Annotated in this window: 20 protein-coding genes; 15 read left to right on the plus strand and 5 right to left on the minus strand. The window is 68.6% G+C overall.

The window, feature by feature from the left end:
• Nucleotides 1-26: 26 nt before the first annotated feature.
• From B2R83_RS22085 to B2R83_RS22095, 3 genes are all read left to right on the plus strand, one after another.
• A complete protein-coding gene (locus B2R83_RS22085) occupies nucleotides 27-497 on the plus strand; it encodes a MarR family winged helix-turn-helix transcriptional regulator (RefSeq protein ID WP_292045037.1) in 471 nt (156 codons plus the stop codon).
• Between the two features lie 69 nt (nucleotides 498-566).
• Entirely contained in the window at nucleotides 567-3,419 is a 2,853-nt protein-coding gene (locus B2R83_RS22090) for a PAS domain S-box protein (RefSeq protein ID WP_292045039.1), read from the plus strand.
• A gap of 97 nt (nucleotides 3,420-3,516) precedes the next feature.
• On the plus strand, nucleotides 3,517-4,341 hold the full coding sequence (locus tag B2R83_RS22095) for a hypothetical protein (RefSeq protein ID WP_292045042.1): 825 nt from the start codon (nucleotides 3,517-3,519) through the stop codon (nucleotides 4,339-4,341).
• Here B2R83_RS22095 and B2R83_RS22100 read toward each other — a convergent pair.
• Nucleotides 4,335-4,898 (minus strand): carboxypeptidase-like regulatory domain-containing protein, encoded by a 564-nt coding sequence (locus tag B2R83_RS22100; RefSeq protein WP_292045044.1) that lies wholly within the window; start codon nucleotides 4,896-4,898, stop codon nucleotides 4,335-4,337. The two genes, B2R83_RS22095 and B2R83_RS22100, sit on opposite strands and share 7 nt — an antisense overlap.
• Nucleotides 4,899-5,087: 189 nt before the next feature.
• On the opposite strand from B2R83_RS22100, the gene B2R83_RS22105 reads away from it, so the two are divergent.
• Nucleotides 5,088-5,459, plus strand: a complete 372-nt coding sequence (locus tag B2R83_RS22105; RefSeq protein ID WP_292045046.1) for a hypothetical protein — start codon at nucleotides 5,088-5,090, stop codon at nucleotides 5,457-5,459.
• 27 nt (nucleotides 5,460-5,486) lie between these two features.
• The gene (locus tag B2R83_RS22110; protein WP_292045048.1) at nucleotides 5,487-5,888 is read left to right on the plus strand and encodes a hypothetical protein; all 402 of its coding nucleotides are present in this window, start codon (nucleotides 5,487-5,489) and stop codon (nucleotides 5,886-5,888) included.
• Here B2R83_RS22110 and B2R83_RS22115 read toward each other — a convergent pair.
• A complete protein-coding gene (locus B2R83_RS22115; protein ID WP_292045051.1) occupies nucleotides 5,885-7,105 on the minus strand; it encodes an MFS transporter in 1,221 nt (406 codons plus the stop codon). The two genes, B2R83_RS22110 and B2R83_RS22115, sit on opposite strands and share 4 nt — an antisense overlap.
• Before the next feature lie 87 nt (nucleotides 7,106-7,192).
• Between B2R83_RS22115 and B2R83_RS22120 the strand changes: the two genes are divergently transcribed.
• Nucleotides 7,193-7,993 (plus strand): AraC family transcriptional regulator, encoded by an 801-nt coding sequence (locus B2R83_RS22120; RefSeq protein ID WP_292045052.1) that lies wholly within the window; start codon nucleotides 7,193-7,195, stop codon nucleotides 7,991-7,993.
• Here B2R83_RS22120 and B2R83_RS22125 read toward each other — a convergent pair.
• Entirely contained in the window at nucleotides 7,983-9,227 is a 1,245-nt protein-coding gene (locus tag B2R83_RS22125; RefSeq protein ID WP_292045055.1) for a sensor histidine kinase, read from the minus strand. The genes B2R83_RS22120 and B2R83_RS22125 overlap by 11 nt on opposite strands.
• Nucleotides 9,217-10,587, minus strand: a complete 1,371-nt coding sequence (locus B2R83_RS22130; RefSeq protein WP_292045057.1) for a sigma-54-dependent transcriptional regulator — start codon at nucleotides 10,585-10,587, stop codon at nucleotides 9,217-9,219. Before B2R83_RS22130 ends, B2R83_RS22125 begins: the two co-directional genes overlap by 11 nt.
• 215 nt (nucleotides 10,588-10,802) lie before the next feature.
• Between B2R83_RS22130 and B2R83_RS22135 the strand changes: the two genes are divergently transcribed.
• The 3 genes from B2R83_RS22135 to B2R83_RS22145 are packed head-to-tail and all read left to right on the plus strand — an operon-like array spanning nucleotide 10,803 to nucleotide 15,238.
• Nucleotides 10,803-12,092, plus strand: coding sequence for an efflux RND transporter periplasmic adaptor subunit (locus tag B2R83_RS22135; RefSeq protein ID WP_292045059.1), 1,290 nt, complete (start codon nucleotides 10,803-10,805; stop codon nucleotides 12,090-12,092).
• A 28-nt stretch (nucleotides 12,093-12,120) separates the two neighbouring features.
• Nucleotides 12,121-12,801, plus strand: a complete 681-nt coding sequence (locus B2R83_RS22140; RefSeq protein ID WP_209586177.1) for an ABC transporter ATP-binding protein — start codon at nucleotides 12,121-12,123, stop codon at nucleotides 12,799-12,801.
• Nucleotides 12,802-12,814: 13 nt separating this feature from the next.
• Nucleotides 12,815-15,238 (plus strand): ABC transporter permease, encoded by a 2,424-nt coding sequence (locus tag B2R83_RS22145; RefSeq protein WP_292045062.1) that lies wholly within the window; start codon nucleotides 12,815-12,817, stop codon nucleotides 15,236-15,238.
• Nucleotides 15,239-15,257: 19 nt separating this feature from the next.
• On the opposite strand, the gene B2R83_RS22150 is transcribed toward B2R83_RS22145, so the two are convergent.
• Entirely contained in the window at nucleotides 15,258-17,228 is a 1,971-nt protein-coding gene (locus tag B2R83_RS22150) for an alkaline phosphatase family protein (RefSeq protein WP_292045063.1), read from the minus strand.
• 186 nt (nucleotides 17,229-17,414) lie between these two features.
• Between B2R83_RS22150 and B2R83_RS22155 the strand changes: the two genes are divergently transcribed.
• From B2R83_RS22155 to B2R83_RS22180, 6 genes are all read left to right on the plus strand, one after another.
• On the plus strand, nucleotides 17,415-19,769 hold the full coding sequence (locus B2R83_RS22155; protein WP_292045065.1) for a GH92 family glycosyl hydrolase: 2,355 nt from the start codon (nucleotides 17,415-17,417) through the stop codon (nucleotides 19,767-19,769).
• Nucleotides 19,766-22,075 carry a GH92 family glycosyl hydrolase gene (locus B2R83_RS22160; RefSeq protein WP_292045067.1) on the plus strand — a complete coding sequence of 770 codons (2,310 nt, stop codon included), beginning with the start codon at nucleotides 19,766-19,768 and terminating at the stop codon, nucleotides 22,073-22,075. Before B2R83_RS22155 ends, B2R83_RS22160 begins: the two co-directional genes overlap by 4 nt.
• A 4-nt stretch (nucleotides 22,076-22,079) precedes the next feature.
• Entirely contained in the window at nucleotides 22,080-23,063 is a 984-nt protein-coding gene (locus tag B2R83_RS22165; protein ID WP_292045068.1) for a LacI family DNA-binding transcriptional regulator, read from the plus strand.
• A gap of 17 nt (nucleotides 23,064-23,080) precedes the next feature.
• Nucleotides 23,081-24,316, plus strand: a complete 1,236-nt coding sequence (locus tag B2R83_RS22170; RefSeq protein ID WP_414674462.1) for an AGE family epimerase/isomerase — start codon at nucleotides 23,081-23,083, stop codon at nucleotides 24,314-24,316.
• 79 nt (nucleotides 24,317-24,395) lie between these two features.
• Nucleotides 24,396-24,734 (plus strand): four-helix bundle copper-binding protein, encoded by a 339-nt coding sequence (locus B2R83_RS22175; protein WP_292045070.1) that lies wholly within the window; start codon nucleotides 24,396-24,398, stop codon nucleotides 24,732-24,734.
• Nucleotides 24,735-24,989: 255 nt separating this feature from the next.
• Nucleotides 24,990-26,987 (plus strand): LTA synthase family protein, encoded by a 1,998-nt coding sequence (locus tag B2R83_RS22180; protein WP_292045072.1) that lies wholly within the window; start codon nucleotides 24,990-24,992, stop codon nucleotides 26,985-26,987.
• Nucleotides 26,988-26,997: the final 10 nt, after the last annotated feature.

Below are 26,997 nucleotides of genomic sequence, written 5' to 3' on the forward strand. Positions count from 1 at the left end.
CGCCGCTGCAAGGCTATACTCGCGGCATGAATCCCGACCAGCCACTTCCCGATACCGCGTGCTACTGCTCGGCGCTGCGCCAGGCCTCGCGCTACGTCACCTCGTTCTACGACCAGATGCTGTCCGGATCGGGCCTGCGCGTGACCCAGTTCGCGATCCTGTCCCGGCTCAGGCCGCGCCCGGCCAGCGTGACCCAGCTGGCACAGAGCATGGTGATGGACCGCACCACGCTGGCGCGCAACCTGCAGCCCCTAGTGCGCGAACAACTGGTGCAGGTACGTCCCGGCGAGCAGGACCGGCGCGAGCGCGTCATCGAGCTGACCGCGCTCGGGCGCGACAAGGTCGAGGCCATCCTTCCCGCCTGGCGCCGCGCCCAGGCCCGCTTCGACGCGCAGTTCGGCGCGGAGCGCGGCGTCCAGCTGCTGGCGACCATGCGCGCTGTGGTCGACAGCGGCCTGCACGAATCCGGCGAATCGGCGCCGGCCGACCCGGACTGAACGGCATGGTGGCGCGGCACTTGCCATTTTTTCAGTAAAATCGCCAGTTTTCCCAGCGTTCGAACCGCCGTGCCCCCTACCGAACCCATGCTAGCCTTCCTGTCGAACGGCGGCGCCCTAGGTGCCCGGATCCACGCGCACGACTGGAACGCGCACCCGCTCGGACCGATCACCGCCTGGCCGGCGGCCCTGCGCACGACGCTCGGCATCATGCTGGGCTCGGCCTTCCCGACCTTCCTGGCCTGGGGCCCACGGCTGGAACTGTTCTATAACGATGCCTACCTGCCCCTGCTCGGCAACAAGTCCGCCGATGCGCTCGGCCGGCCGCTGCCCGAGGTCTGGGATGAGGTGTGGGACACGGTCGGCCCGTATGCCACTCGCGTGCTGGCAGGCGAGTCCTTCTTCTTCGAGAACTATGCCACCACGGTGGAGCGCCATGGCTACCGCGAACAGGCCTGGTTCACCTTTTCCTACAGCCCGGTGCGCGACGACCAGGGCGTCGTGTGCGGCTTGCTGTGCACGGTCATCGAAGTCAGCGACAAGGTGCGCGCGCTGGCCCGGCACAAGGAGGCGGAAGAGCACCTCGCCCTGTCGCTCGAAGCCTCGGGCAACATCGGCACCTGGTCCTACGACCTCGACACCGCCGCCACCCATGTGGACGAACGCTTCGCGCGCCTGTTCCAGGTCGACGCCGCGCTCGCCCGCGAGGGGACGGAGCTGGTGCGCTTCACCGACATGATCCACCCCGAGGACCGCCCGGCCGTGCTGGCCGCGATCGACCGCGCCATCCTCACCGAGACCCTGTACGACATCGAATACCGGATCCCGCAGCGCTCCGGGCAGGACGTGTGGGTCAACGCGCGCGGCAAGGTGTTCGCCGATCCGGACACCGGGAGCCGCCGCTTCGCCGGCATCGCCGTCGACATCACCGAGCGCAAGCACGCCGAGGGGGCGCGCATCGAGAGCGAGCGCGCGGCGCTGGCCGCGTCACGGCGCGCCGACGAAAGCGCGCGCCGGCTCGACGTGCTGCTCGACGCCGCGCCGGTCGGCATCGTCTACGCCGACGCCGCGGGCCAGCTCCTGGTGGCGAATGCCACCAACCGCCAGATCTGGGGGGCGCATCCGATGCCGGGCGAGGTCGGCGAGTACGCCGAATGGAAAGGCTGGTGGCCGGATGGTTCGGCACAGGCGGGACAGCGCGTGCAGGCGCACGAATGGCCGATCGCGCGCGCGCTGCAGGGCGAGGTCCAGGCCGCCGGGGTGTTCGAGATCGAACCCTTCGGCGAGCCCGGCACGCGCCGCACGATCCTGGTGCGGGCCGCGGCGATCCACGACCGCGAGGGCGCGATGGTGGGCGCGGTGGCCGCCAACATGGACATCACCGCCCAGATCGAGGCGGAACGGGCGATGATGGAAAGCGAGGCCAAGTTCCGCCTGATCGCCGACGCCATCCCGCAACTGGCCTGGTCGGCCGACGCCGGCGGCACCAACGATTACCTGAACGCGCGCTGGAGCGCGTTCACCGGCCTGCCGGTCGAGCGCATCGGCGGCAACGGCTGGGGCGAGGTGGTCCACCCGGACGACCTGGCGGCCCTGCTCGCGGCCTGGCGCAACAGCCTGGCCCTGGGGACGCCCTACGAGATCGAGCACCGCCTGCTCCACCATTCCGGCGAGTACCGCTGGATGCTCAACCGCGCCCTGCCCCTGCTCGACCAGAACGGCAAGGCCACGCGCTGGATGGGCACCCTGACCGACATCCACGACAAGAAGACCGGCGAGGAAGAGCTGCGCGCCCAGGCGCGCCGCAAGGACGAGTTCCTGGCCATGCTCGCGCACGAGCTGCGCAACCCGCTGGCGCCGATCAGCAACGCCGCCCAGCTGCTCTCGATGACCACGCTCGACCCGCAGCGGGTGCGCCAGTCGAGCGAAGTGATCATCCGCCAGGTGCGCCACATGACCTCGTTGGTGGACGACCTGCTCGACGTCTCGCGCGTGACGCGCGGCCTGGTGGAGCTGGAGCGCGAACGGGTCGACGTCAAGGCGGTCGTCGCCAGCGCGGTCGAGCAGGCCAGGCCGCTGATGGAAGCGCGCGGCCAGGCCTTCGACCAGCACATGACGTCGCGGCGCTGCTGGGTGTTCGGCGACCGCATCCGGCTGGTGCAGGTGATCGTCAACCTGCTGGGCAACGCGGCCAAGTACACCGCCCAGGGCGGCACCATCGCGCTGTCGGTCGAGACCGATGCGGCGAGCGTGACGATCGCGGTGCGCGACAACGGCATCGGCATCGACCGCGCCATCCTGCCGCACGTGTTCGACCTGTTCACCCAGGCCGAGCGCACCCCCGACCGTTCCCAGGGCGGGCTCGGGCTCGGCCTGGCGCTGGTGCGCAGCCTGGTGCAGCTTCACGGCGGCCAGGTCGCCGCCCACAGCGACGGCCTGGGCAAGGGCAGCAGCTTCACGGTGACGCTGCCGGTGTTCGACGGCGAGCCTGGTGCGGCGCCGGGGGAAGGGCAAGCGGCGGCGCCGGCACGCTCGGGCGGCGGCCGGCGCGTCCTGGTGGTCGACGACAACGTCGATGCGGCCCTGTCGCTGGCCGACGTCCTGCGCTCGCTCGGTCACCTGGTGGACACCGCCCACGATTCGCGGGACGCGCTGGCGCAGGCGGAGCGGGAATGGCCGGATGTCTTCATCCTCGACATCGGCCTGCCCGACATCGACGGCTACGCGCTGGCGCGCCGCCTGCGCGACAGCGAGCGTGGACGGGCCGCGACCCTGCTCGCCCTGACCGGCTACGGCCAGGCCCACGACCGGGTGCTGGCCAAGACGGCCGGTTTCGACCATCACTTCGTCAAGCCGGTGGACCTGGCGCCGCTGGCGCAGATCATCGAACGCGCGCCGCGCTCGGGATTAAGGCAGGCTTAACCGGGCGCGCCCCATGCAATGCGCATTGCCCGGGGAACGCGCAAGCAACTATGCTGGCGCTGTCGCCGGCTGGCCCGGCCATTCACGAAGGACACCCATGCCGCCCCGCCGCGCCACCGCCGCCCTGGTCCTGTCCGCCCTGTTCGCCTCGCTGCCGCTGCACGCGGCCACGGCCCTGTCCTGCACGCCGCTGGAAGCCATACCGGCGGCGGTCGCGGACGCGCCCTTCCTGGTGCTCGGCGACGTGCACGGCACCCGCGAGGTGCCGGCCTTCGTCGCCGCCTACCTGTGCGCTGGCGCGAAACGGCAGCGCAGCACCACGCTGGCCATCGAACTGCCGTCGAGCGCACAGGACGCGCTCGACGCCTTCCTGGCCAGCCAGGGCACGCCGCAGGACGTCGAACGGCTGCTGGGGGGCGGCCTGTGGCGCAGTCCGCGCCAGGATGGCAGGACCAGCATCGACATGCTGCGCCTGATCCAGCAGGTGCGCACGCTGCGTGCGCAAGGCGCCGACATCCGCATTACCGCGATCGATACCGTGACCGCGACGCCGCAACGCAGCGCCGCGATGGCCGAGCACCTGCGCGCCGAACTGCGCCAGGGGACGGGCCGCCAGCTGGTGGCACTGGTCGGCGCCCCGCATGCGATCCGCAGCAAGGGCAATCGCTTCAATCCTCATTACGAATCCGCGATCTACCTGCTGGCCGACCAGAGGCCGCTCTCGCTCACGGTGGGTACGGCGGGCGGCACCGCCTGGGTGTGCCGGGGCGCCACGCCCGACACCTGCGGCGCCACCGCCTGGGACATCAACCGCGTCGACCCAGCCCCAGCCGGCCCGTTCTCGCTGGTGCCGCCGTCGCCGCAGTTCGACGGCGTGTTCTACGTGGGGGCGACGAGCGCATCGCCGCCGGCCGTTCAGTGAGGGAAAGGGCTTGCCGTGTCGAAGCGCTTGCCGTCGGGCGTCCGCGGCAGGCCCGTATCCTGAATGCGCCTGACCGACGCCAGCGCGGCGGCCGCGCCTGAAGCGGTGAGCGCGTCCGTCACCAGCTTGCGTTCAGCCGGCGGCAGCGCGGCCACGCTCGCGGCATACTGCAGCGCTTGCGTTTGCCCGCTCTCCTTGAATGCCCTGGCAAGGGCGCGGTAATAGGCCGCCGGACGGCCTTGCGCCACCAGGATGACGTCGGCCTGCGCAGCGGCGCCCGGCTGGAGCGTGCGGCGCGCCGACCGGTTCTGGTACTTCAGCTTGTCGAAGCTGGCATAGCGGGCGCTTTCCGGCACTTCCAGGCGATAGTGGCCGGCTGCGTCGGTCAGGGCAGCCTTGAGCAGCTTCCCGTCCTTGTCCTCGATGTTGACCGTGACGGCGGGAATGCCCGCTCCGCGCGCGCCGCCATCGACGACCCGGCCGCGGATGATCTCGGCCGCAAGCGACTGGCCGGCAAAAGCGATCGCGACAAGGGCGATCACGGACGATCGTTTCATGCTGTGCATTCCATCCTCCCGAGGCAAACTGCGTGGCCGTCGATGCTGACCGAGAGTAAAGCATACTCTGCCGGCCGCGCCTAGCCCTGGGTCGACTCAGCCATAACACGCGGAAACGAATATTTCGTCCGTTACGGTTTGGAACAATTTCGAATCGTGCATACCTGCAGCCGGGATTACGATTTATGCATGAACTTCAGCTTTTCTACCCCAACCAGCGGCGCGTGCCTGGTGAAGCTCTGGGCCAGCGGACGCTACGGCTTTTCGCTGCCGAAGAAGGTCGAGATCACCGGCCAGGACGGCGTGATCTCGACCTATCTGTACCACAGCCGAAAAGTCGGGCTGACGTCCGAACTCACCAACCGCACGCTTGTCAGAATCGCGATTGCCCAGTTCCTGCAAGGCGCCGCGGGCGAGGTCCACCAGATCGACGATACGGTGGCGCCCTTTCCCGGCACCCTGACGCAGATCCGGCCCTTCGCCCCGCCGCCGCCGCCGCCGCGCGTGCGGCCATCGCGGGTGATGCCGCGAGCGGGCTCCGTCGCCAAGGAGGCGGCATGATTTCAACACGGAAGACGAGGTAGACGCATGCGTATCAGCTTCACTCCCGGCCAGGTCGCCATGCTCATCGGCAGGGCCGAACGCCAGCTCGAACAGATCGTCGCCGACTCGGTCCGCGAGGTCGGCAGCGGACGCAACATCGCGCGCGGCGCGCAGCACATCCTGCACGAGACGGTGGTCACCCTGATCCGCCTGTACCGCGAACAGGTGCCTGGCGGCGCACCGGTCGCGACCCGCATCGCACGTGCCTACGCCAAGGGAGCCGACGCCCACACCGGGGTGCCGACCCTGGCCTGCGTGCGGACCATGCTCTCGATCATGCGCGACGCCGGCGCACTGCTGGCGGACCCATCGCAGCCGCAACTGGATGCGCCGCAGCTGGACACGCCGCAGCCTCGGCCGCCGGCCGTAAGGCTCGGACCGGCCTAGGCTGCCTGCCCGGCCGTGCCGGCCTGGCGCGCACGGGTACTGCCGCCCACCCCTACCGCGGTGGCGATCGCCAGCGCCTGGAACAGCGCCACGCCCGCAAACACCCAGCCCGGCCGGCCCGCATCCATCACCAGCCCGAACAGCAGTGGGCCAATCGCCAGGCCGCTGTCCAGGCCCGAATACACGACGCCGTAGACCCGCCCGGTCGCGCCCTGCGGTGCGGCGGCGCGGATCATCAGGTCGCGCGAAGGTCCGGCCACGCCCGAGCACAGGCCGATCAGGCCCATCAGCGGCAAGGCCATCCAGGACGGGCCGGCGCCCGCCGCCAGCACCAGGGCCAGCAGCGCCGCCGCCGCGAAGGCCGCCGCCACGGTGCGGTCGTGCTGCTTCGCATGCGCGCCCAGGAAGCCGCCCGCCACCATGCCCAGCGCCGAGGCCAGCATGTAGGCGGTGTAGGAACTGGTGGCGAGCGCATGCGAAATGCCGTACAGCGATTCCAGGCTGATCGTCGCGAAGCTCTGGATGCCGCCCAGCGCCACCGCCGTCAGCAGGAAGAAGCCAAAGCACAGCCAGACGGCGCGCAGCTTGAGGAAACCCAGCGTGCCGCCCTGGGCGGTCCCGGCCGTACGCTTGATCGGATCCGGGTACAGGACAGCGCGATTCAGCACCAGCAAGGCCAGCACGGCCATCGGCAGCAGCGCCGCCCACAGCAGCGCGGCGCGCCAGCCCTGGGTGGCCGCGATCGAGGTCAGGAAGATCGGCGACGCGGCCCAGCCGATGTTGCCGCTGATGCCGTGCACCGAAAAGCCGTGCGCCAGGCGGTCGCGCGAGACGCGCTGGTTCAGCAGCGTGTAGTCGGCCGGGTGGAAGATCGCATTGCCGATGCCGGCCAGCAGCGCGCCCGCCACCAGGCCGGCATAGCTGTCCACGCGCGCCAGCACCAGCGCCGACACGCCCAGCATCGACATGCCGAAGAACAGCACGGCCCGCGCGCCGACGCGGTCGACCACGAAGCCGGCCAGGGCCTGCCCCACGCCCGAGACCACGAAGAACACCGTCATCAGGAGACCCAGCTCGGTGTAGCTGAGGCCGAAGGCGGGCTTGAGCCAGGGGATCAGGGCCGCCAGGATCAGGTGATAGAAGTGCGAGGTGCCGTGCGCCAGGCCGACCAGGCCGATCACGCGGGCATCCTGCTTCAAGCTGTTGTCGTTGTTCATCGCATCCCTCTTGCCGAAAAAGCCAGTGTAAGCACATTTCCGGCGTCCGATTTAAGATAGCCTGTCAAGATTTGTCGAGAACCTGCCATGCCGCTTGCGAGAACCTCGCTTCCTCCGACTCCGGGACCGGGCCCGACCAGCGAGCGTCCGGTCAGCCTGGTTGCCCGCGACCTGCCCGCCGACGTCTCGGTGGGGGCCCACAGCCACGAGTGGGGGCAGCTGACCTATGCGCACAACGGCCTGGTGCGGGTGAGCGCGGAAAACAGCAGCTGGATCGTGCCGCCGCAGCGCGCGATCTGGATCGCGCCGCACGTCGTCCACGCAGTCACGATGATGGAGGCGGCCCGCCTCAGTCCCCTGCGCATCCACGCCTCGCGCGACCCGTTCCGCGGCGAGACCTGCCGCGTGGTGGAAGTGAGCGGCCTGCTGCGCGAGCTGATCGCCGCCCTCGAGACGGGCGAGCAGCCGCGCGACCCATGGCGCGCCGCCCTGATCGGCGAACTGATCCTGGACGAGCTGGCGCGCGCCCCATCGCGCCCGATCCGCGTGCCGCTGCCGCGCGACAAGCGCTTGCAGAGCCTGTGCGAAGCCCTGCTGGCGGCGCCCGGCGACACCCAGACCCTGGCCGGCTGGGCGCACGCGGCGGGCGCCTCGGAACGCACGCTGGCGCGCCTGTTCGAACGCGAGCTGGGAATGAGCTTCGGCCAGTGGCGCCAGCAGGTGCGCCTGGCCCACGGCGTTTCCCTGATCGCGCGCGGCATGCCGCTGTGGCAGGTGGCGCAGCAGCTCGGCTACGCCAGCCAGTCGGCCTTCAGCGCCATGTTCCGGAAGACCTTCGGCAGCACGCCGTCGAGCTTCTTCGCCGACGACCGCCGCCCTAGAAGCTGATGACGAAGCGCGCCCCGGCGCCCACCGGCCGCGCATAGCGCACGGTGCCGCCGTTCTCGTGCACCAGGTGGCGCACCATCGCCAGTCCGATGCCGCCGCCCTGCTTCTTGGTCGTGAAGAAGGGCGTGAAGATGTGGTTGACGAGTTCGAGCGGCACGCCGGGGCCGTCGTCGGCCACCTCGATGCGCAGGCGGCCGCCGCGCACCAGGCGCGCGCTGACGCGTGCGCCTGCCTTGTCGACGCCGGCGCTGGCTTCGAAGGCGTTCTTGAGCAGGTTGATCAGGGCCTGTTCCAGTTGCCCCGGGTCTGCCACCAGCTCGAGCGTGGCCGGCTCCACCGAGAACTGGACCTGGCCGCCGCGCGCGCGCCAGGCCGGGGCGACCAGTGCGCGCACCCGCTCGAACAGGGCGGCAACGTGGATGCGTTCCGGCCGCGCCGCCGGCACGTTCGACAGGCTGCGGTAACTGGCCACGAAGTCGGCCAGGCTGTCGGCGCGCCGGCTGATGGCGTCGAGCGCGGTGACCAGGTCGTGGGCGACATCCTGCGGCAGCGCCGCGCGCACCTCGTCCAGCATGTCGCGCGCGGTGCGCGACAGCGAGGCCACCGGGGTCAGCGAATTCATGATCTCGTGGGTCAGCACGTGCACCAGCTGGCGCCAGGCGTTCAGGGCCTCGGCTTCCAGTTCGCTCTCGACCGGCATCAGGGCGGCCAGGCGCTGGCTTCTTCCCTGCAGCACCAGCTCGGACACGGCCAGCAGCGCGCGCTCGACGCCGCGCTCGGTATCGAACTGGATCATGGTGCGGCGTTCGCCGGGCTGGCCGGCCAGCTGGCGGTAGAGCGCGGCGGGTTCGACGGCGCGGCCCGGCGCGACCAGCTTGCGCGCATTGCCGTTCAGGGGCTTTACCAGCGTGGCCGCCGCTTCCTCGCCCGCGCCCTCGATGCGAAACAGCGCGATCGGCGCGTGCTCCAGGCTGGTCTCCAGCGCCAGCGCATTGTCGACCAGGTGCTGCTGTTCGATGGTCAGGACGGCCTTCGGTTCGGGCGGCTTGGGATGGCGTAGCATGGCCAGCCGCTCCAGGCAGCCCCACAGCGTCCACAGCAAGGGCAGCGCCGCCAGGGCGCACAGCACCACCAGGCGCGGCGAATCGTGGACCATGCCGGCGCCGAAGGCCAGCACGGCGACGCCCGCCACTGACAAGAGGACGCTGGCCTTGAGCCGTGGCTCAGATGCCATGCTTGCCCAGCTTGCGGTACAGCGCGGCGCGGCTCAGGCCCAGCATGCGCGCCGCCAGGCTGATGTTGCCCTTGGCCTTGTCGAGGGCGGCGGCGATGGTGTCGCGTTCCAGCGTGCCGAGCCTGAAGTCCTCGGTCTGCGCCGGCGTCTCCACGGCCGGCGCCGCGGCGGGTGGCGCAGCCGGCGCCGACAATCCGAAATCCTCGAAGCGGTATTCCGGCTGCGCCGCCAGGATCGCCGCGCGCTCGCAGGCGTGGCGCAGCGCGCGCACGTTGCCGGGCCAGGGCCAGGCGCACAGGGCGTCCAGCGCGTGCGGGGTCAGCTCGCGCACCGGGCGCCCGTACTGGCCTTCGTACAGCGACAGGTAGTGGTGCAGCAACTGGGGGATGTCGTCGCGCCGCTCGCGCAGCGGCGGCACGCGCAGCACGATGGTGTTCAGGCGGAACAACAGGTCGGGCCGGAATACCGAGGTGTCGAACAGGCGCGCTTCTTCCAGGTTGGTGGCGCTGACGATGCGCACGTCGATCGGCTCGGCCCGGTCCGCGCCCAGGGGCGTGACTTCGCGACGCTCCAGCGCGGTCAGCAGCTTGGCCTGGGCGCCGAGCGGCATGTTGCCGATCTCGTCGAGGAACAGGGTGCCGGCGCGCGCCGCCTGGAAACGCCCGGCGCGGTCGGACCTGGCGTCGGTGAAGGACCCCTTGCGGTGACCGAACAGTTCGCTTTCAAAAGTAGCTTCCGGCAACGCGCCCATGTCCACGGCCAGGAAGGTTTCCCCGGCGCGCTTCGAGGCCGCATGGATGGCGCGCGCCACCAGCTCCTTGCCGACGCCGTTCTCGCCCAGCACCATCACGTTGGCCTCGGTCGGGGCGACCGCGGCGATCATCGCGCGCAGCTCGCGCATCGGGCCGGAGTCGCCCATCAGCGGCGAGGCGCCCGCCTGGCCCGGAGTCGCGTCGAGCGGCGCCGTGGCGGCGTGGCGCGCCAGGGCGCCGTCGACCGCCGCCACCAGGCGCGCATTGTCCCAGGGCTTGGTGATGAAATCGCTGGCGCCGCGCTTGAGCGCCTCGACCGCCAGCGGAATGTCGGCATAGGCCGTCAGCGCGATCACGCCGGGGGGGCGCGGCAGCGCGCGCAGGCGGTCCAGCACCGCCAGCCCTTCGGCGCCATCGATGCGGCCGGGGGTGAAGTTCAGGTCGAGCAGCACGAGCTCGGGTACGCCTTCTGCCAGCACCGCGTCGAGCCCGCGCGGATCGCCCAGCGTCGCGACCTTTCCGTGACGCCGGCGCAGCAGCATCTGCGCGGCGCAGGCGACGTCCTCGTCGTCGTCGAGGATCAGGATGGAGGCGGTCGATGGGGACATGCGTTCGTGCGCGGGTAATGACAGAATCGCATTCTAGCAGCGCCAATCCGCGCTGTGGACAGCCAGCCGGACACCTGTCCGCCTGCGAACATGCATACCTGTCCGAATCCGGACACATTTGTTCGAATCGCCATTCGCAAGCGCCAAAACCGGGATGGCACGGAAGTTGCGAAGACTGGGGCATTTCAACCCGCAGTCTCGAATACCCGACTACTATGGACCGACTCCCTCCCCAAGCCCAGGCCGTCACCGGCGCCGCCATGGACGTGGTGATGCCCAAGCGCCGCGCCAAGCTGTATGTGCGCGCCGGCGTGACCCTCGCCCTGCTCGCCGCCTTCGGCGCCGGCGCCTGGCACACCATGCCGCACGGCCTGCAGGTAGACAGCGCCGACGTGCGCCTGGCCAGCGCCACCACCGGCATCTTCCGCGACGACATCGTGGTGCGCGCCACCGCGCAGCCGCTCAATTCGATCATGCTCGACTCGGTCGAATCCGGCCGCGTCGAGGAAGTGCTGGTGGAGGACGGCCAGGCGGTCGACAAAGGCCAGCTGCTGTTCCGCCTGTCCAACCCGCTGCGCAACCTGGCGCTGCTGGAGCGCCAGGCCGAACAGGCGCAGCAGATCTCGAACCTGGCCAACCTGCGCGTGGCCCAGGAAACCAGCCGCAGCGAACACCGCCGCCGCCTGTCGGATGCCGAATTCGCGGTGCAGCAGGCCGAGAAGCAGCATGCGCGCAACAGCCGGCTGGCCCAGCAGGGCTTCATCTCGGCGGTGGCGCTGGAAGAATCAAGCGACCGCCTGGCCCAGCAGCGCCGCACCCTGGACAACGAACAGCGCCGCTTCGAGCTGGAGGAGCGCGTACGCCAGCGCGGCCTGCAACAGATGGAAACGGCGATTGACGGCTTCGCCTCCGGCCTGCAGCTGGTCAGCGCAACCGTCGACGCCCTGGCCGTGCGTGCGCCGGCGGCCGGCATGCTGACCGACTTCCGCCTGCAGGTGGGCCAGACCGTGCAGCCCAACCAGAACATCGGCCGCATCGACGACCCCAAGCGCTTCAAGCTCTCGCTGCAAGTCGACGAGTTCTACCTGAGCCGGGTGACGCGCGGCCTGGCGGGCAGCGTGACCCAGGACGGCAAGGCTTACCCGCTGAAGGTGAGCGCGGTGTTCCCGCAAATCCGCGATGGCCGCTTTACCGCCGAGATGGTGTTCACGGGAGAGCAGCCGGCCGTGATCAGCCCGGGCCAGAGCCTGGACGCGCAGCTGACCCTGGGCCAGCCGGCCCAGGCCCTGCTGCTGCCGACGGGTGCGTTCGTCAACGATACCGGCGGCGCCTGGGTCTTCGTGGTCGACCAGGCCAGCGGGCGCGCCGAGAAGCGCGCCGTGCGCCTGGGCCGCCGCAACAACAGCCACGTCGAGGTCCTGTCCGGCTTGAGCGCGGGCGAGCAGGTCGTCATTTCCAGTTACGGGCCGTTCGGCAAGGCCGAGCAGCTGCAGATCAACCGATAAGCGAACAAACAATCAGAAAGGAAGCACCATGCTGAAACTCAGGGGCGTCTCCAAGATCCACCAGGCGGGCGAAGTGCAGACCCGCGCCCTCGACCGCGTCGACCTCGACATCGCGGCCGGCGAATACGTCGCCATCACCGGGCCGTCCGGCTGCGGCAAGTCCACCCTGCTGAGCGTGCTCGGCCTGCTCGACGTGCCGAACGAAGGCGACTACTTCTTCGAAGGACAGAACGTGGCCGGCTGGAGCGAGGCGCGCCTGAACGCGCTGCGCCGCGGGCGGGTCGGCTTCATCTTCCAGAGCTTCAACCTGATCGAGGAGCTGAGCGTGTACGAGAACGTCGAGCTGGCGCTGGAATACACCGGCACCGCGGCCGCCGAGCGGCGCCGCCGCGTCGAGGCCATGCTGGAGCGCCTGGGGGTGGCGCACCGTGCCAGGCATCGCCCGTCCCAGCTCTCGGGCGGCCAGCAGCAGCGCGTGGCGATCGCGCGCGCCCTGGTGGCGGAGCCGGCCATGCTGCTCGCCGACGAACCGACCGGCAACCTGGACACGGCACATGGCGACGAAGTGATGCGCCTGCTGCGCAACATCAACGCCGAGGGCACGACCGTGGTCATGGTCACCCACTCGCCGGCGCACGCCGCCCAGGCCTCGCGCACCCTGCACCTGGTGGACGGCCGCGTGGTGGTCGACGCCCTGCAGGCAGCATGAGGAGCGATTGAGAATGAACCTGCGCGTCTTACGTGATTTCCGCATCGGCTGGCGCCTGCTGGTCAAGGAATCCGGCTACTCGGCCGTGGTGGTGCTGGGCCTGGCTGTCGGCTTCGCCGCCTGCTTCCTGCTGCTCGGCTACGTGGCCCATTCGCTGTCCTATGACCGCCACGTGCCGCAGCGGGAACAGGTCTACCGCCTCATGCAGAAATGGAATACCTCGAACTCCAGCGGCAACTGGAACGACTCCAGCAGCCTGCCGGCACGCGACGCCGTTATCGCGAGCGGCGCACCGGTACTGGCCAGCGCCTTTATCGAACGCAGCATCGACGTGCGCTCGGTGGTGAACGGCCACAGCCCGGTTCAGACCATCAGCCTGACCGTGGTCGATCCCGATTTCCGCCAGATCTTCCAGCCGACCGTGCTGGCCGGCGACCTGGCCGTCACCCTTGCCCGGCCGGATACGCTGGCGCTGACGCGCGAGACCGCCACCAAGCTGTTCGGCACCATCGACGTGGTCGGCAAGACCGTGCAGGTGGGCGGACTACCCTACCGTATCACGGCCCTGCTGGAAGACCAGCCGGCCGCCACCACCCTTCCCTACGCTTCGCTGGCCGGCAGCCGTACCTCGATCTGGAAGGACGAGTACCGGCAGCTGGTTACCACCAACTGGGGCTCCTCGCACGGCGGCGTGTACGTCAAACTGCTGCCGGGAGCGGACAAGCAAACCGTGCTCGATTCGCTGCGGCGCGCCATGCTGTCTTCGAACTTCATCAAGCGCATGAGTCCCGAGCAGATAGCGTCCCTGAACGGCCGCGACCTGATCGATTTCCGCCTCGGGCCCCTGAGCGAAGCCTACCTCGACCCGCTGATCAAGGAATCCTCGCCCACGCATGGCGACCGGAAGACCATTTTCGGCCTGGGCGCGGTGGGAGCGCTGATCCTGGTGCTGGCCGCCACCAACTACGTCAACCTGGCCACCGTGCGCACCGTGCGCCGCCAGCGCGAGATCGCGGTGCGCAAGGTACTCGGCGCCGGTACGGGTACGGTGAGCCGCCACTTCCTGGCCGAATCGGTGCTGGTGTGCCTGATCGCCACTGCAATCGGACTGCTGCTGGCCTGGCTGCTGCTGCCGGTGTTCTCCGACCTGGTTCAGCGCAAGCTCGACCATATGTTCACCCCACTCTCGCTTGGCCTGAGCCTGCTGCTGGGCATGCTGGTGGGCCTGCTGGCCGGCGCCTATCCAGCCTGGTCGGCCATCAAGGTGCGCCCGACCGCGGCGCTGGCCGGCCGCGGCAACAGCGAGACCGTGGGCGGCCTGCGCCTGCGCCGGGTCCTCACGGTGCTGCAGTTCGCCACCGCCATGGGCCTGACCAGCCTGACCCTGGCCGTGGCCTGGCAGACGCGCTATGCCAGCACGCTCGACCCCGGCTTCGATGCGGCGCCGCTGCTGCTCGTGGCCACCTCCGACGACATGCGCAATGCCAATGTGCGCGCCTTCCGCGACACCCTGGCGCGCATCCCGGGCGTGACCGCTGTCGGGGCGAGCGAGTCGGCGGTGACCGTGAACTTCAACAGCACATCCCTGCAACGCGACGGCGGCAGCCCGATCGAGATCAATAACAGGCAGGTCAGCCCCGATTTCTTCGACGTGCACGGACTCAAGCCGGTTGCCGGAAGGCTGTACGATCCGGCGCGCGACAAGGTCGAGGACGAGGACAAGATCGTCATCAACGAGGCCGCCGTCCGCAAGTTCGGCTTCGCCAGCGCCCAGGATGCGGTCGGCAAGTTCATCATCAGCCCGATCGGCGCGGACAGGATGCAGGTCATCGGGGTTGCGCCCGACATCCGGCACCGCTCGGCGCGCGAGGAGATGCAGCCCACGGTCTACTTCCCGGGCGATCGCACCGGCGTGTTTACCGTACGAACCGGTCCGGACCAGCAGGCCGTGCAGCGCGCCATCGAGGAACTGTGGCCGCGCTACTTCCCGAACGACGTGCTGGAAGTGCAGCGCGTGTCGTCCATGTTTGCGCTCAGCTATGCGGACGACCTGCGCATGGCCAAGCTGCTGGCGGCATCGAGCGTGATCGCCACCGCGATCGCTGCGTTCGGCATCTACGTGCTGGCCGCCTACAGCGTGCAGCGCAAGGCGCGCGAGATCGTCCTGAGGAAGCTCTACGGCGCCGGCCACGCCGCCATCGGCCGCCTGGTGGCGCGCGAGTTCGTGGTGCTGATCGGGATCGGCGCCCTGTTCGGCCTGCCGATCGCCTTCGTGGCGGTGCAGCGCTACCTGGCCGGCTTCACCGAGCAGGCGCCGATCGGCGCCTGGACCCTGACCGCGGCCCTGGTGGTGGCGGCGCTGGTCGCGACCGGATCGACCGCGCGCCATGCGCTGGCGGCGATGCAGATCCGGCCGGCCCAGGCGCTGCGCGAGTAAGTCAGCGCTTCCCTGCGGGCTACTCGGCCGCCACCGCAGGGGACGATCCCCCCTCCGGCGCCAGGAAGCGGGTCGACGGCCGGCCATCGGCGTTGTGCTGCATGATGCGCAGCGGCCGGCCTTGCGCGTCGAGCCACACCTGGCCGATGCCGGCGCCATTCCAGACGCGCTGGCCCTCCTGGCGCTGGTCGGGCAGGTGCGGCGTGAACACGAGATCGCGGCGCTGGGTGAACCAGTTCAGCGGCGAGCGCGGCGAGTACAGCCAGCGATTCAGGCGATCGAGCCAGTCCAGCAGGCGGCGCGGGAATTCGTTCTTGATGCCGCTGCTGGTGATCTGCCAGACATGCGGCGCCCGGTCCGAGTCGCGCGCCTCGCGCACCTCCACATCGTAGGCGAACGAATAGTGCACGTCGCCCGACAGGACCACATAATTGCCCGGGGTGCGCGAATGGCTGAAGATATTCAGCATGCTGCCGGCCGCGCCGCGATGCGCCATCCAGTTCTCGGCATCGACCGTCAGGGCCGCACCCAGAAAGGTGGCAAGCCGTTGCACCACCTCGATCAGCTTGACCCCGAACATGGGCGTCGGCGAGACGATGACGGCGGCCGTTTCGTCCAGCAGCTCGTGCTGCAGCTCGGTGAGCGATTCCCAATCCATCAGGCCCGACGGATGGCCGGGCCGGCCCCGGTTGCGCCAGCGCCGGGTGCGGGTATCGAGCACGATGATCGTGGGCCGGGTCCGCAGCACGAAATCCCACTTGCGGAAAGCCAGCAAACGGTCGATCAGCGCGTCCTGCCTTGGGGCGTCGAAGCGGTCGTCGCCAGCCGCCGTGTCGATCAGCCCCGCCAGGTCGTCCAGCGCCGCCCCGAAGACCTCGGGACGGTTGCCCCAGCCCTGGCACAGCATGTAGGCCACCAGCGCATTGCCCACGATGCGGCGCGAGAACGGGTGCTCGTAGGCGGAGGTTTCCCACTTGGCCGACAGGTTCCAGTCGTCGGTGATGTCGTGGTCGTCGAAGATCATCAGGGTCTGGACGTGCGCCAGCAGCCGGACGGCGCGCGGCAGGTCGCCGCGAAAGCCCGCCAGCGCCTGCGACTCGCGCTGCCAGCGCTGCGCATGCCTGGGTTCCAATGCGGGCGGAGCGGCATCCGCCACCAGCTGCCATGGCACCGGCGACCAGACCAGCAGGTACATGGCCATTACCTCGGACAGGGTGACCAGGTGGTTGTGCGCATTGGCCGTGGTGAAGATCGGCTTTTCGCTGCCGCCGAAGAAGCGGTCGCGCAGCGCGTCGTTGGATTTGACCGCAGGGAGCAGCTCTTCGCGCCGGTAGTAGCTGGCCGGATGGCGGTACAGCGCCTCGCTGTCGGCGACCACCGCGCCTTGCAGGCATTCGGCATACAGGCCCAGGCGCCGGATCAGCGCGTGGATCGCCGCCAGCATCGGGCCGGCCACGTCGTCGGCATACACCTGGTCTCCGCACAGAATCAGCACGGCGGGCCGCTCCTCGGCCTGCTCGACATGATCGGCCAGCAAGGCGTCGGCGCGCGCCAGGCCGTCGCGCGCGGGATGGTGCGGCTTGCGGCAGGAACCGAACAGGATATTGTCGCTGCGGCTGCGCAGCACGAGGTTCGGCCGTGTCGCGCCGGCATGCAGCAGGTGCGGCGCCCATCGGGCGATGCCGGCCTCCTCGCCATCGTCCTGCGTGACGAGCAAGTCGTATTCGATGATCGTGTCCAGCGGCAGCGGCTCGGTGAGTGTCACGTCGATCAGGTGCACGCAGGCGTGGCAGCCGACACGGATCACGCGACAACAGCCCGTGTCCAGGGGCAGGCGCCGGGGCGCTTCTGCGCTGTGCGCCAGCACCAGGGTCAGGTCGAGCGGCGCGCTGCCGACCAGCCACAGCACCAGGCGGCCCGGTTCGAGGCGACGCAGGATAGGGCCGGCGAGGACGGGCGGCAGGCCTTCAGGGGCTGGAGTCGGGGTCAATCGGGTGGACCAAGCTGGTTTGATGAACACGCGAGTGTAGCAGACACTCCAGGCGGTCCAGTTTCGGAAGATGTTTAGTAAACGAACTAAACAAGGGCTGGGTTACCATCGCTTTATTGCTCAAAAAGCAAACTCGGCATATACATGCGAGACAAGAAAGCGTTTGCCGCCACCGTTGGAGACTCCATGACCGTCCGTTCGACCCGCGCCGCCCTCTCCCACTCCACCCTGGTCCTTCTGGCCGCCCTGGCATCCGCCGCCGTGCCGGCCCAGGCCGCGGCCCCGGGCACCCCGGCCGCAGCAGTGAACGTCTTCATCGGCACCGGCGGCGACGGCCACACCTTCCCCGGCGCCACCCGCCCCTTCGGCATGGTGCAGCTCAGCCCCGACACCCAGGTGCGCCACTTCCGCCAGAGCTATCCCTGGGCCGCCGGCTACCGCTACGAGGACAATTCGATCCTCGGCTTCTCGCACACCCACTTCTCCGGCAGTGGCCACTCCGACCTGGGCGACGTGCTCCTGATGCCCACCAGCGGCGAGACCAAGCTGGAGCCGGGCTACCCCGAGCGTCCCTTCTCCGGCTACCGCTCGCGTTTCTCGCACGAACAGGAACGGGCGGAGCCCGGCTACTACGCGGTGCGCCTGCAGGACAACGAGGTGGACGTCGAGCTGACCGCCAGCGAACGGGTCGGCCTGCACCGCTACCGCTTCAGGAAGGACGCCACGGCCAAGGTGATCCTCGACCTGCGCTCGAGCATCTACGACTACGGCAGCAAGAACCTGTGGTCGCGCCTGCGCGTGGTTGATGCCACTACCCTCACCGGCATGCGCGAGACGCGCGGCTGGGCGCCGGGGCGCCAGCTCTACTTCGCGGTGAAGTTCTCGCGCCCGATGAGCGCGCGCCAGCTGCACAACCGCGAGGAAGCCATCGAGTACCGCGGCTTCGCCCCGCCGGGCAAGACGCCGGCGGACAAGGTGCTGGTCGAGGGCAAGGCCCTGATGGCGGAGCTGGAATTCGGCGCGCCGCCGGATGGCACTCTCCTGGTGAAAGTGGCGCTGTCGCCGGTCAGCGAAGACAACGCACTGGCCAACCTGGACGAGATGCCTGGCTGGGACTTCGACGCCCAGGGCCTTGCGGCCTCCAACGCCTGGAACGAGGCGCTGTCTTCCGTGAAGGCCGAGGCGCCGGAGCCGATGCGCACCATGTTCTACACGGCCCTGTACCATAGCATGCTGGCGCCCTCGCTGTTCATGGACCGCGACGGCCGCTACCGCGGGCCGGACAACGCAGTGCACCAGGCCAAGGGCTTCAACTTCCACTCGACCTTCTCGCTGTGGGACACCTACCGCGCCCTGCATCCCCTGCTCACCCTGGTGGCGCCGGAAAAGCGCAACGCCGACTTCGTGAATTCCCTGATCGCCGCCCGCGAGCACAGCCCCTACGGCATCCTGCCGGTGTGGTCCTTCCACGGCCTGGAGACCTGGTGCATGATCGGCTACCACGCGGTGCCGGTGATCGCCGACGCCTACATGAAGGGCATCCGCGGCTTCGATGCGGACAAGGCGCTGGCCGCGATGACGGCCAGCGCCGAATACGGTCCCTACGGCGGACTGGAACACTACATGAAGCTGGGCTACGTGCCGATCGACCGCGAGCCGGAAGCGGCCTCCAAGACCGTTGAATACGCGTTCGACGACTGGACCATCGCGCGCATGGCCGAGAAGATGGGCAAGAAGGACATCGCGGCCAGTTACTACAAGCGTGCCCAGAACTACCGCAATGTGTTCGACCGCGAGACCGGTTTCATCCGCGCCCGCAAGTCGACCGGCGAATTCCGCACGCCCTTCAACCCGGTGCAGTCGAACTACGGCAGCGACTACACCGAGGGCAGCGCCTGGCAGTATTCCTGGTACATGCCGCACGATAATGCCGGCCTGATCGCCATGCTGGGCGGCGACGCCGCCATGGTGGCGAAGATCGACCAGGTCTTCGACGCCAAGGTGGAAGACAACGTCTACGCCCACATGGAGGACATCGCTGGCTTGATCGGCCACTACGCTCACGGCAACGAGCCCTCGCACCACGTGGCCTACCTGTACAACTTCGCCGGCGCGCCCTGGCGCACCCAGGAACGCCTGGGCCACATCATGGCGACCCAGTACCACAAGCGCCCGGACGGCCTGTCGGGCAACGACGACCTGGGCCAGATGTCGGCCTGGTTCGCCTTCACGGCGCTCGGCTTCTATCCGGTGGCGCCGGGAAGCAACGAGTACGTGATCGGCCGGCCGTTCCTGGAACGGGCGCAGTTGAACCTGCCGAACGGGAAGCGCTTCACGGTACGCGCCGAAGGCCTGAGCGAAGCGAACCGCTACGTCGGCCGCGTCACCCTGAACGGCAAGCCGCTGGCCCGCAGTTACCTAAAACACGAAGACATCGGCGCCGGCGGAGAGCTGGTATTCACGATGCAGGCAACGCCGAACAAGGAGTGGGGCAAGGAACGCGCTGCCCGTCCCTACACCCAGACCGCCTACCAGCCATGATACGCATTGCGGCAGCACTGCTCCTGGCGGCGGCGGGCGCCGCCCACGCCCAGACCGTCGGCAAGGTGAGCGACCCGGTCGAATGGGTCAACCCGCTGATGGGCACCCTGAGCAAGCCGGAACTCTCGAACGGGAATACCTACCCGGCGATCGCGGTCCCCTGGGGCATGAATCTCTGGACCCCGCAGACCGGCAAGATGGGCAATGGCTGGGCCTACACCTACGACGCCGACAAGATCCGCGGCTTCAAGCAGACCCACCAGCCCTCGCCCTGGATGAACGACTACGGCCAGTTCGCCATCATGCCGGTGACCGGGTCCAAGCGCTTCGACCAGGACGCCCGCGCCAGCTGGTTCTCGCACAAGGCGGAGGTCGCGAAGCCCTATTACTACAGCGTCTACCTGGCCGACGCCGACGTCACCACCGAGATCACGCCGACCGAGCGCGCCGCCCAGTTCCGCTTCACCTTCCCCGCGTCCAGCGCCAGCTACGTGGTGGTCGACGCCTTCGAGAAGGGCTCCTGGGTCAAGATCCTGCCGGAGCAGCGCCGCGTGATCGGCTACAGCACCCTGCACCGGCGCGGCCCGCTGCCTAAGAACTTCCGCAACTACTTCGTGATCGAGTTCGACCAGGCTTTCACCAGCACCGATACCTGGCAGGGCGAGAAACTCGAGGAAGGCAAGCTGGAAAACGAGGGCCTGCACAGCGGCGCCCTGCTCGGCTTCGCCACCACCAGGGGCCAGAAGGTCCACATGCGGGTCGCGTCCTCCTTCATCAGCGTCGAACAGGCCGAACTGAATCTGCGGCGCGAACTCGGCAAGGACGACTTCGACACCACGCGAGCCAGGGCCAGGGCCCGCTGGAACGAGGTGCTGGGCAGGCTGTCGGTGGAAGGCGGCACGGTCGACCAGACCCGTACCTTCTATTCGAGCCTGTACCGTACCGTGCTGTTCCCGAACAAGATGTACGAGCTCGACGCCGCCGGCAAGCCGGTGCACTGGAGCCCCTACAACGGCGAGGTGCTGCCCGGCCGCCTGTTCGCCGGCACCGGCTTCTGGGACACCTTCCGCGCCCTCTACCCTTTCCTGAACCTGGTCTACCCGTCGATCAACCGCGAGATGCAGGAGGGCCTGGCCAACGCCTTCAAGGAAGGCGGCTGGCTGCCCGAGTGGTCCAGTCCCGGCTACGCCGACATCATGATCGGCAATAACTCGGCCTCGGTGGTGGCGGACGCGTACATCAAGGGTGTGCGCGGCCAGGACATCGAGACCCTGTGGCAAGCACTGGAGCACGGCGCCAACAACGAAGGGCCGATGTCGGCGGTCGGACGCAAGGGCGTCAAGTACTATAACGAGCTGGGTTACGTGCCCTACGACGTCGGCATCGACGAGAACGCCGCGCGCACGCTCGAATACGCCTACGACGACTTCACCATCTACCAGCTCGGCAAGGCGCTGGGCAAGCCGGCCTCGGAAATCGACATCTACGCCCGGCGCAGCATGAACTACAAGAAGCTGTTCGACCCCGAGTCCGGCCTGATGCGCGGGAAGAACCTGGATGGCAGCTTCCAGTCGCCCTTCAACCCTTTCAAGTGGGGCGACGCCTTCACCGAGGGGAACAGCTGGCATTATTCCTGGTCCGTGTTCCACGACGTCGACGGCCTGATCCGGCTGATGGGCGGGCGCCGGGCCTTCGTGGACAAGCTCGACACCGTGTTCACGCTGCCGCCGGTCTTTGATGAGAGCTACTACAAGGCGGTGATCCACGAGATCCGCGAGATGCAGATCGCGAACATGGGCCAGTACGCCCACGGCAACCAGCCGATCCAGCACATGATCTACCTGTACAACCATGCCGGCGCGCCTTGGCGCGCCCAGCACTGGATCCGCGAGACCATGGACCGCATGTATGCGCCCACACCCGACGGCTACTGCGGCGACGAGGACAATGGCCAGACCTCGGCCTGGTACGTGTTCTCGGCGCTCGGCTTCTACCCGGTGACCCCTGGCGTAAACCAGTACGTGCTCGGCACGCCGCTGTTCCCGAAGGCGACGGTGAAACTGGAGAACGGCCGGACCCTGGCGGTGCGCGCGCGCGGCGACGGCCGCTACGTCGACGCGCTGCGCGTCAACGGCAAGCCGGTGGGCCGCAACTGGCTCGGACACGCCGAACTGACGCAAGGCGCAAGGCTCGACTTCAGCATGGCAAGCCGGCCGAACACCACGCGCGGCACCCGCGAACAGGATGCGCCCTATTCCTTCTCGCGCGATCCGGCGCGACCGGCCGTGCTGCGGGAGGAAGACTAGCACCATGCCGGCCACCATCCGCGACATCGCGAAGGCGACCAATTACTCGATCGGCACCGTCTCGCGCGCCCTGAAGAACCAGGACGGCCTGACGGAAAAGACGCGTGCCCGCATCCGCGCCGTGGCGCGCGAGCTGGGCTACGACTTCGGCAAGCTGCGCCAGGGAGAACTTCGCCGCGTCGCCTTCCTGCTGCACCGCCAGCACGACACCCAGTCCAGCAGCCCCTTCTACCTGCCGGTGCTGCAGGGCGCCGAGGAAGCCTGCCGCCGGCGCGGCATCGCCCTGTCCTTCGTGGTGGTCGGCCCGGCCGAACCGGTGCTGGAACTGGTGCGGGTGCACCAGCCGGACGCCCTCTTGTGCGCCGGCTTCTTCGAGGCCGAACTGCTGGACGCCCTGCGCGAGACCGGCAAGCCGCTGGTGCTGCTCGACATGCGCCTGCCCGGCTACCGCAGCGTCAACCCGGACCACCAGCTGGGCGGCTACCTGGCCACGCGCCACCTGCTGTCCCTCGGGCGCAGGCGCATCGCCATGCTGTGCGGCTCGCTGGCCCACCACAGCATCCACGAGCGCAGCCGCGGCTTTCGCAAGGCCCTGTTCGAGGCGCGCATGCTGGCCGATCCGGAGCTGGAGGTGCAGCTGCCGCGCGTCGGCGACCCAAGCGACAACGTGCGGCGCGCGATGGACGCGCTGCTGGCCCTGCCCAAGCGCCCCGACGCCCTGTTCTGCTACAACGACAGCACCGCGCTGGCGGCGATGCAGCACTGCCTCGAGCGCGGCCTGAAGATCCCGCACGACCTGGCAATCGTCGGCTTCGACGACATCCAGGCGGCGGCGAGCGCCATTCCGCCGCTCAGCAGCATCGCCATCGACAAGGAAGCGCTCGGCGCGCTGGGCGTCGAGCTGCTGCTGGAAAAACACCCTGCGCCCGATGCCGACCGGACCCTGCCCGTCCAGCTGGTCGTGCGCGAGAGCAGCGACGACAACTAGGAAAGACCGAGGACGCCATGGAACAACTGCCCGACTTCTTCTCGCCCGCCGTGCTCGAACGGCACGTCGCCCACACGATGTCGTTCTACTACCCGCGCTGCGTCGACTCGGGCGGCGGCTTCTACCACTACTTCCGCGACGACGGCAGCATCTACGACCGCCGTTCGCGCCACCTGGTGTCGAGCACCCGCTTCGTGTTCGTGTTCGCGCAAGCCTGGCGCCAGTTCCGGGACCCGGACTACCGGCAGATGGTGCGCCACGGCGTCGACTTCCTGCGCCGCGTACACCGCAATCCGGATACTGGCGGCTATGCCTGGCAGCTGGAATGGGAGGACGGCAGCGCGCGCGTGCTGGACGCCGATATCCACTGCTACGGCCTGGCCTTCGTGCTGCTGGCCTATTCGCACGCCCTGATGGCAGGCGTCGAAGAGGCGCGCGGCTGGATCCTTGAGACCTTCGCGCTGATGGAGGAGCGCTTCTGGGAGCAAGAACACGGCCTGTACGCCGACCAGGCCAGCGCCGACTGGGCGCGCCTCGATCCCTACCGCGGCCAGAACGCCAACATGCATGCCTGCGAAGCCCTGCTGGCGGCCTTCCGCGCCACCGATCACCTGCCCTATCTGCACCGCGCCGAACTCCTGGCGCGCAACATCACGCAACGCCAGGCCGGACGCGCCAATGGCATGATCTGGGAACACTACACGCGCGACTGGCAGCCGGACTGGGAGTTCAACTTGCACGACAAGGCCAACCTGTTCCGGCCCTGGGGCTACCAGCCCGGCCACTTCACAGAGTGGAGCAAGCTGCTGCTGCAGCTCGAGGCCTTCGGCGCCCGGCTGGCGGGCGGGCGCGACTGGCTGCTGCCCGCCGCCCAGGATCTGTACGCCAAGGCGCTTCACTACGCCTGGGACAACAGGCACGGCGGCCTGCACTACGGTTTCGCACCGGATGGCAGCGTCTGCGACGCCGACAAGTATTTCTGGGTGCAGGCCGAAACCCTGGCCGCGGCGGCGCTGCTGGGCGCGCGCACCGGCGCGGAACGCTACTGGGTGGATTACGAGCGCCTGTGGCGCTACTGCTGGGCGCACTTCGTCGACCACGAGCATGGCGCCTGGTACCGCATCCTCACGGCCGACAACCGCAAATACTCCGACGAAAAGAGCCCGGCCGGCAAGGTCGACTACCACACCATGGGCGCCTGCTACGACATCCTGCCGGCGCTGGCGCAACGCAGGCCGCCGGTATCGAGCTAATCAGTGCCGGGCGGAATCAAGCGCTTGCCGGCGCCGCATTGCGCTAGGATGGCCAGCCACCACAGCAAAGGAGACGATCATGAGCGAAATGGCAAACGTACAGTCGTGCATCCAGGCCTGCGAAGAAGCCATGCGGGCCTGCCAGGTATGCGCCGCGGCCGACATCCGCGAAGGCCAGAACAATTGTGCGCTGATCAACCTCGACTGCGCCGACATCTGCGCAGCCACCCTGAACGTGCTGTCGCGCGGCTCGCCCCACCACGGCGACTTCTGCGCGCTGTGCGCCCACATTTGCCGCGCCTGCGCGGCGGAGTGCGCCAAGCACGCATCCATGCACCAGCACTGCGCCGACTGCCAGGCCGCATGCGAGCGTTGCGCCGCCGAGTGCGACAAGCACGCGCGCGAACGCCACATCTGAGCTTCGGCAGCTTCCCCGCTGCCATCCCCCCTGCCCGCCCTCCCGAGGGCGGGCATCCCCCACTGTCGTATGTACGCGTCATTTAACGCATTCTTAACGCCCCAGTAACGCCGGACTGAGCCGTTGCCGCGTAGCATCGACTATGATCTGAGCATAATATACATACACGGTCGCGCTGCCCACCAGGCGGCGCGCCACGGGGGCATCGCCTGGCGATGTGTGTTCCACGTCAACCAGGCGTCGCAACGCGTTTTCATGTTTCCAAAAGCATCCAGCAGCACCTCCCAGGACAAGACCCCCTCGGCGCGCCTGGCCCGAATCACCCGCTGGGCCGGCCCCTACGCCAGCCTGCTGCAGATGCTCCTGCTGGGACTGCTCATCCTGAGCCTGTCGCGCGTGGCCCTGGCCGCCTGGCAGTGGGAACGGGTGGAGGCGACCGGCATCTCGGCCGTGCTGTTCCTGCAGGGTGCCCGGGCCGACCTTATCCTGCTCGGCTATTTCCTGGCGGTCCCGCTGCTGCTGGCGCCCCTGTTCGCGCACCGCTTCTCGGCCCGCCTGTGGCGCACGGCCACGGTGGCCTGGGCCACCTTCGCGCTGGTCTTCATCGTCTTCATGGAACTGTCCTCGCCGCAGTTCATCATGCAGTATGACGTCCGCCCGAACCGCCTGTTCATCGAATACCTGGCCTATCCGCACGAAGTGTTCGCCACCTTGTGGAACGGCTTTCGCACCGCCCTGCTGCTGGGCGTCGGACTGACCGTCGTGCTGGCCGTGCTCCTGTACCGGCTGCTGCAGCGCGCGTCCAAGGGCATGAACATGTGGCCCTCGCGCAAGCTGCTGCTGCTCTGGCCCGTGCTCTGCATCGCGGTCTTCATGCAGGTGCGCTCGACCACCGGGCACCGCCCGGCCAATCCCGCCCTGTTCGCCCTCACCGGCGATTCGATGGTCAATTCCCTGATCATCAACTCGGCCTGGTCGGTGTTCGACGCCATCGGCTCGATGCGCAAGGAATCGGTATCCTCGGAAATCTACGGCGACATGCCGCGCGCCAAGGTGCTCGAGCAGGTGCGCGCGGCGCCCTGGCTGGCCGGGGCGCGCTTCGACAACCCGCAGCTGCCCACCCTGCACCACCAGCCGGCCGCAATCCAGCGCGAGCGCCCGCTGAACCTGGTCATCGTGCTGGAAGAAAGCCTGGGCGCCACCTTCGTGCAGTCGCTCGGCGGCCTTCCGGTGACGCCGGAGCTGGAAAAGCTCAAGCACGAAGGCTGGTGGTTCGAGCAGCTCTACGCCACCGGCACCCGTTCGGTGCGCGGCATCGAAGCGGTGGTGGCCGGCTACGCGCCGACGCCGGCGCGCAGCGTGGTCAAGCTGTCGCTGGCCCAGCAGAACTTCTACACGCTGGCGGCAGGCCTGGGCCAGCAGGGCTACCACACCGAATTCGTCTACGGCGGCGAAGCGCACTTCGACAATATGCGCAGCTTCTTCACCGGCAACGGTTTCCAGAAGATCGTCGACATCGGCGAAATGCGCCCGTCCTTCGTGGGCAGCTGGGGCGCCTCCGACGAAGACCTGTTCGACAAGTCGCTGGAGCGCTTGAACAGCCTGCATGCCTCGAGAAAACCCTTCTTCAGCCTGATCTTCACCTCGTCCAACCACGAGCCCTTCGAATTCCCGGACGGCAAGATCGCGCTGCACGAACCCACCAAGCAGACGGTCAACAATGCCGTGAAATACGCTGACCATGCGCTCGGCAAGTTCATCCGCGAAGCGAAGAAGCAGGACTACTGGAAGGACACCGTATTCCTGATCGTGGCCGACCACGACAACCGGGTCTACGGCAATGCCCTGGTGCCGATCAAGAAATTCCACATCCCGGGCCTGATCCTCGGCGCCGACATCCAGCCGAAACGGATCGCCACCATTGCCAGCCAGGTCGACCTGGCGCCGACCCTGCTGTCGCTGCTGGGCGTGTCGAGCACCCACCCGATGATCGGCCGCGACTTCGTGCGCGACAGCAGCTCGCCGGGACGGGCCCTGATCCAGTTCAACAACCTGTTTACCTGGCTGGAAGGCTCCTCGGCCACCATCCTGCGCCCCGGCAAGGCGCCCCTGCTGGGCCGCTACGATGCCGCCAGCGGCGTGCTCGATCCCTACGCGGGCAAGCCGAGCCGGGCCCAGGTCGACCGGGCGATGGCGCACGTGATGCTGCCGTCCCTCCTGTACCGCGAGCAGCGCTACCGGCTGGCGCCTTAGATATACATAT

The sequence above is a fragment of the Massilia sp. UBA6681 genome (genome assembly GCF_002454935.1).
Lineage (GTDB): Bacteria > Pseudomonadota > Gammaproteobacteria > Burkholderiales > Burkholderiaceae_D > Telluria > Telluria varians.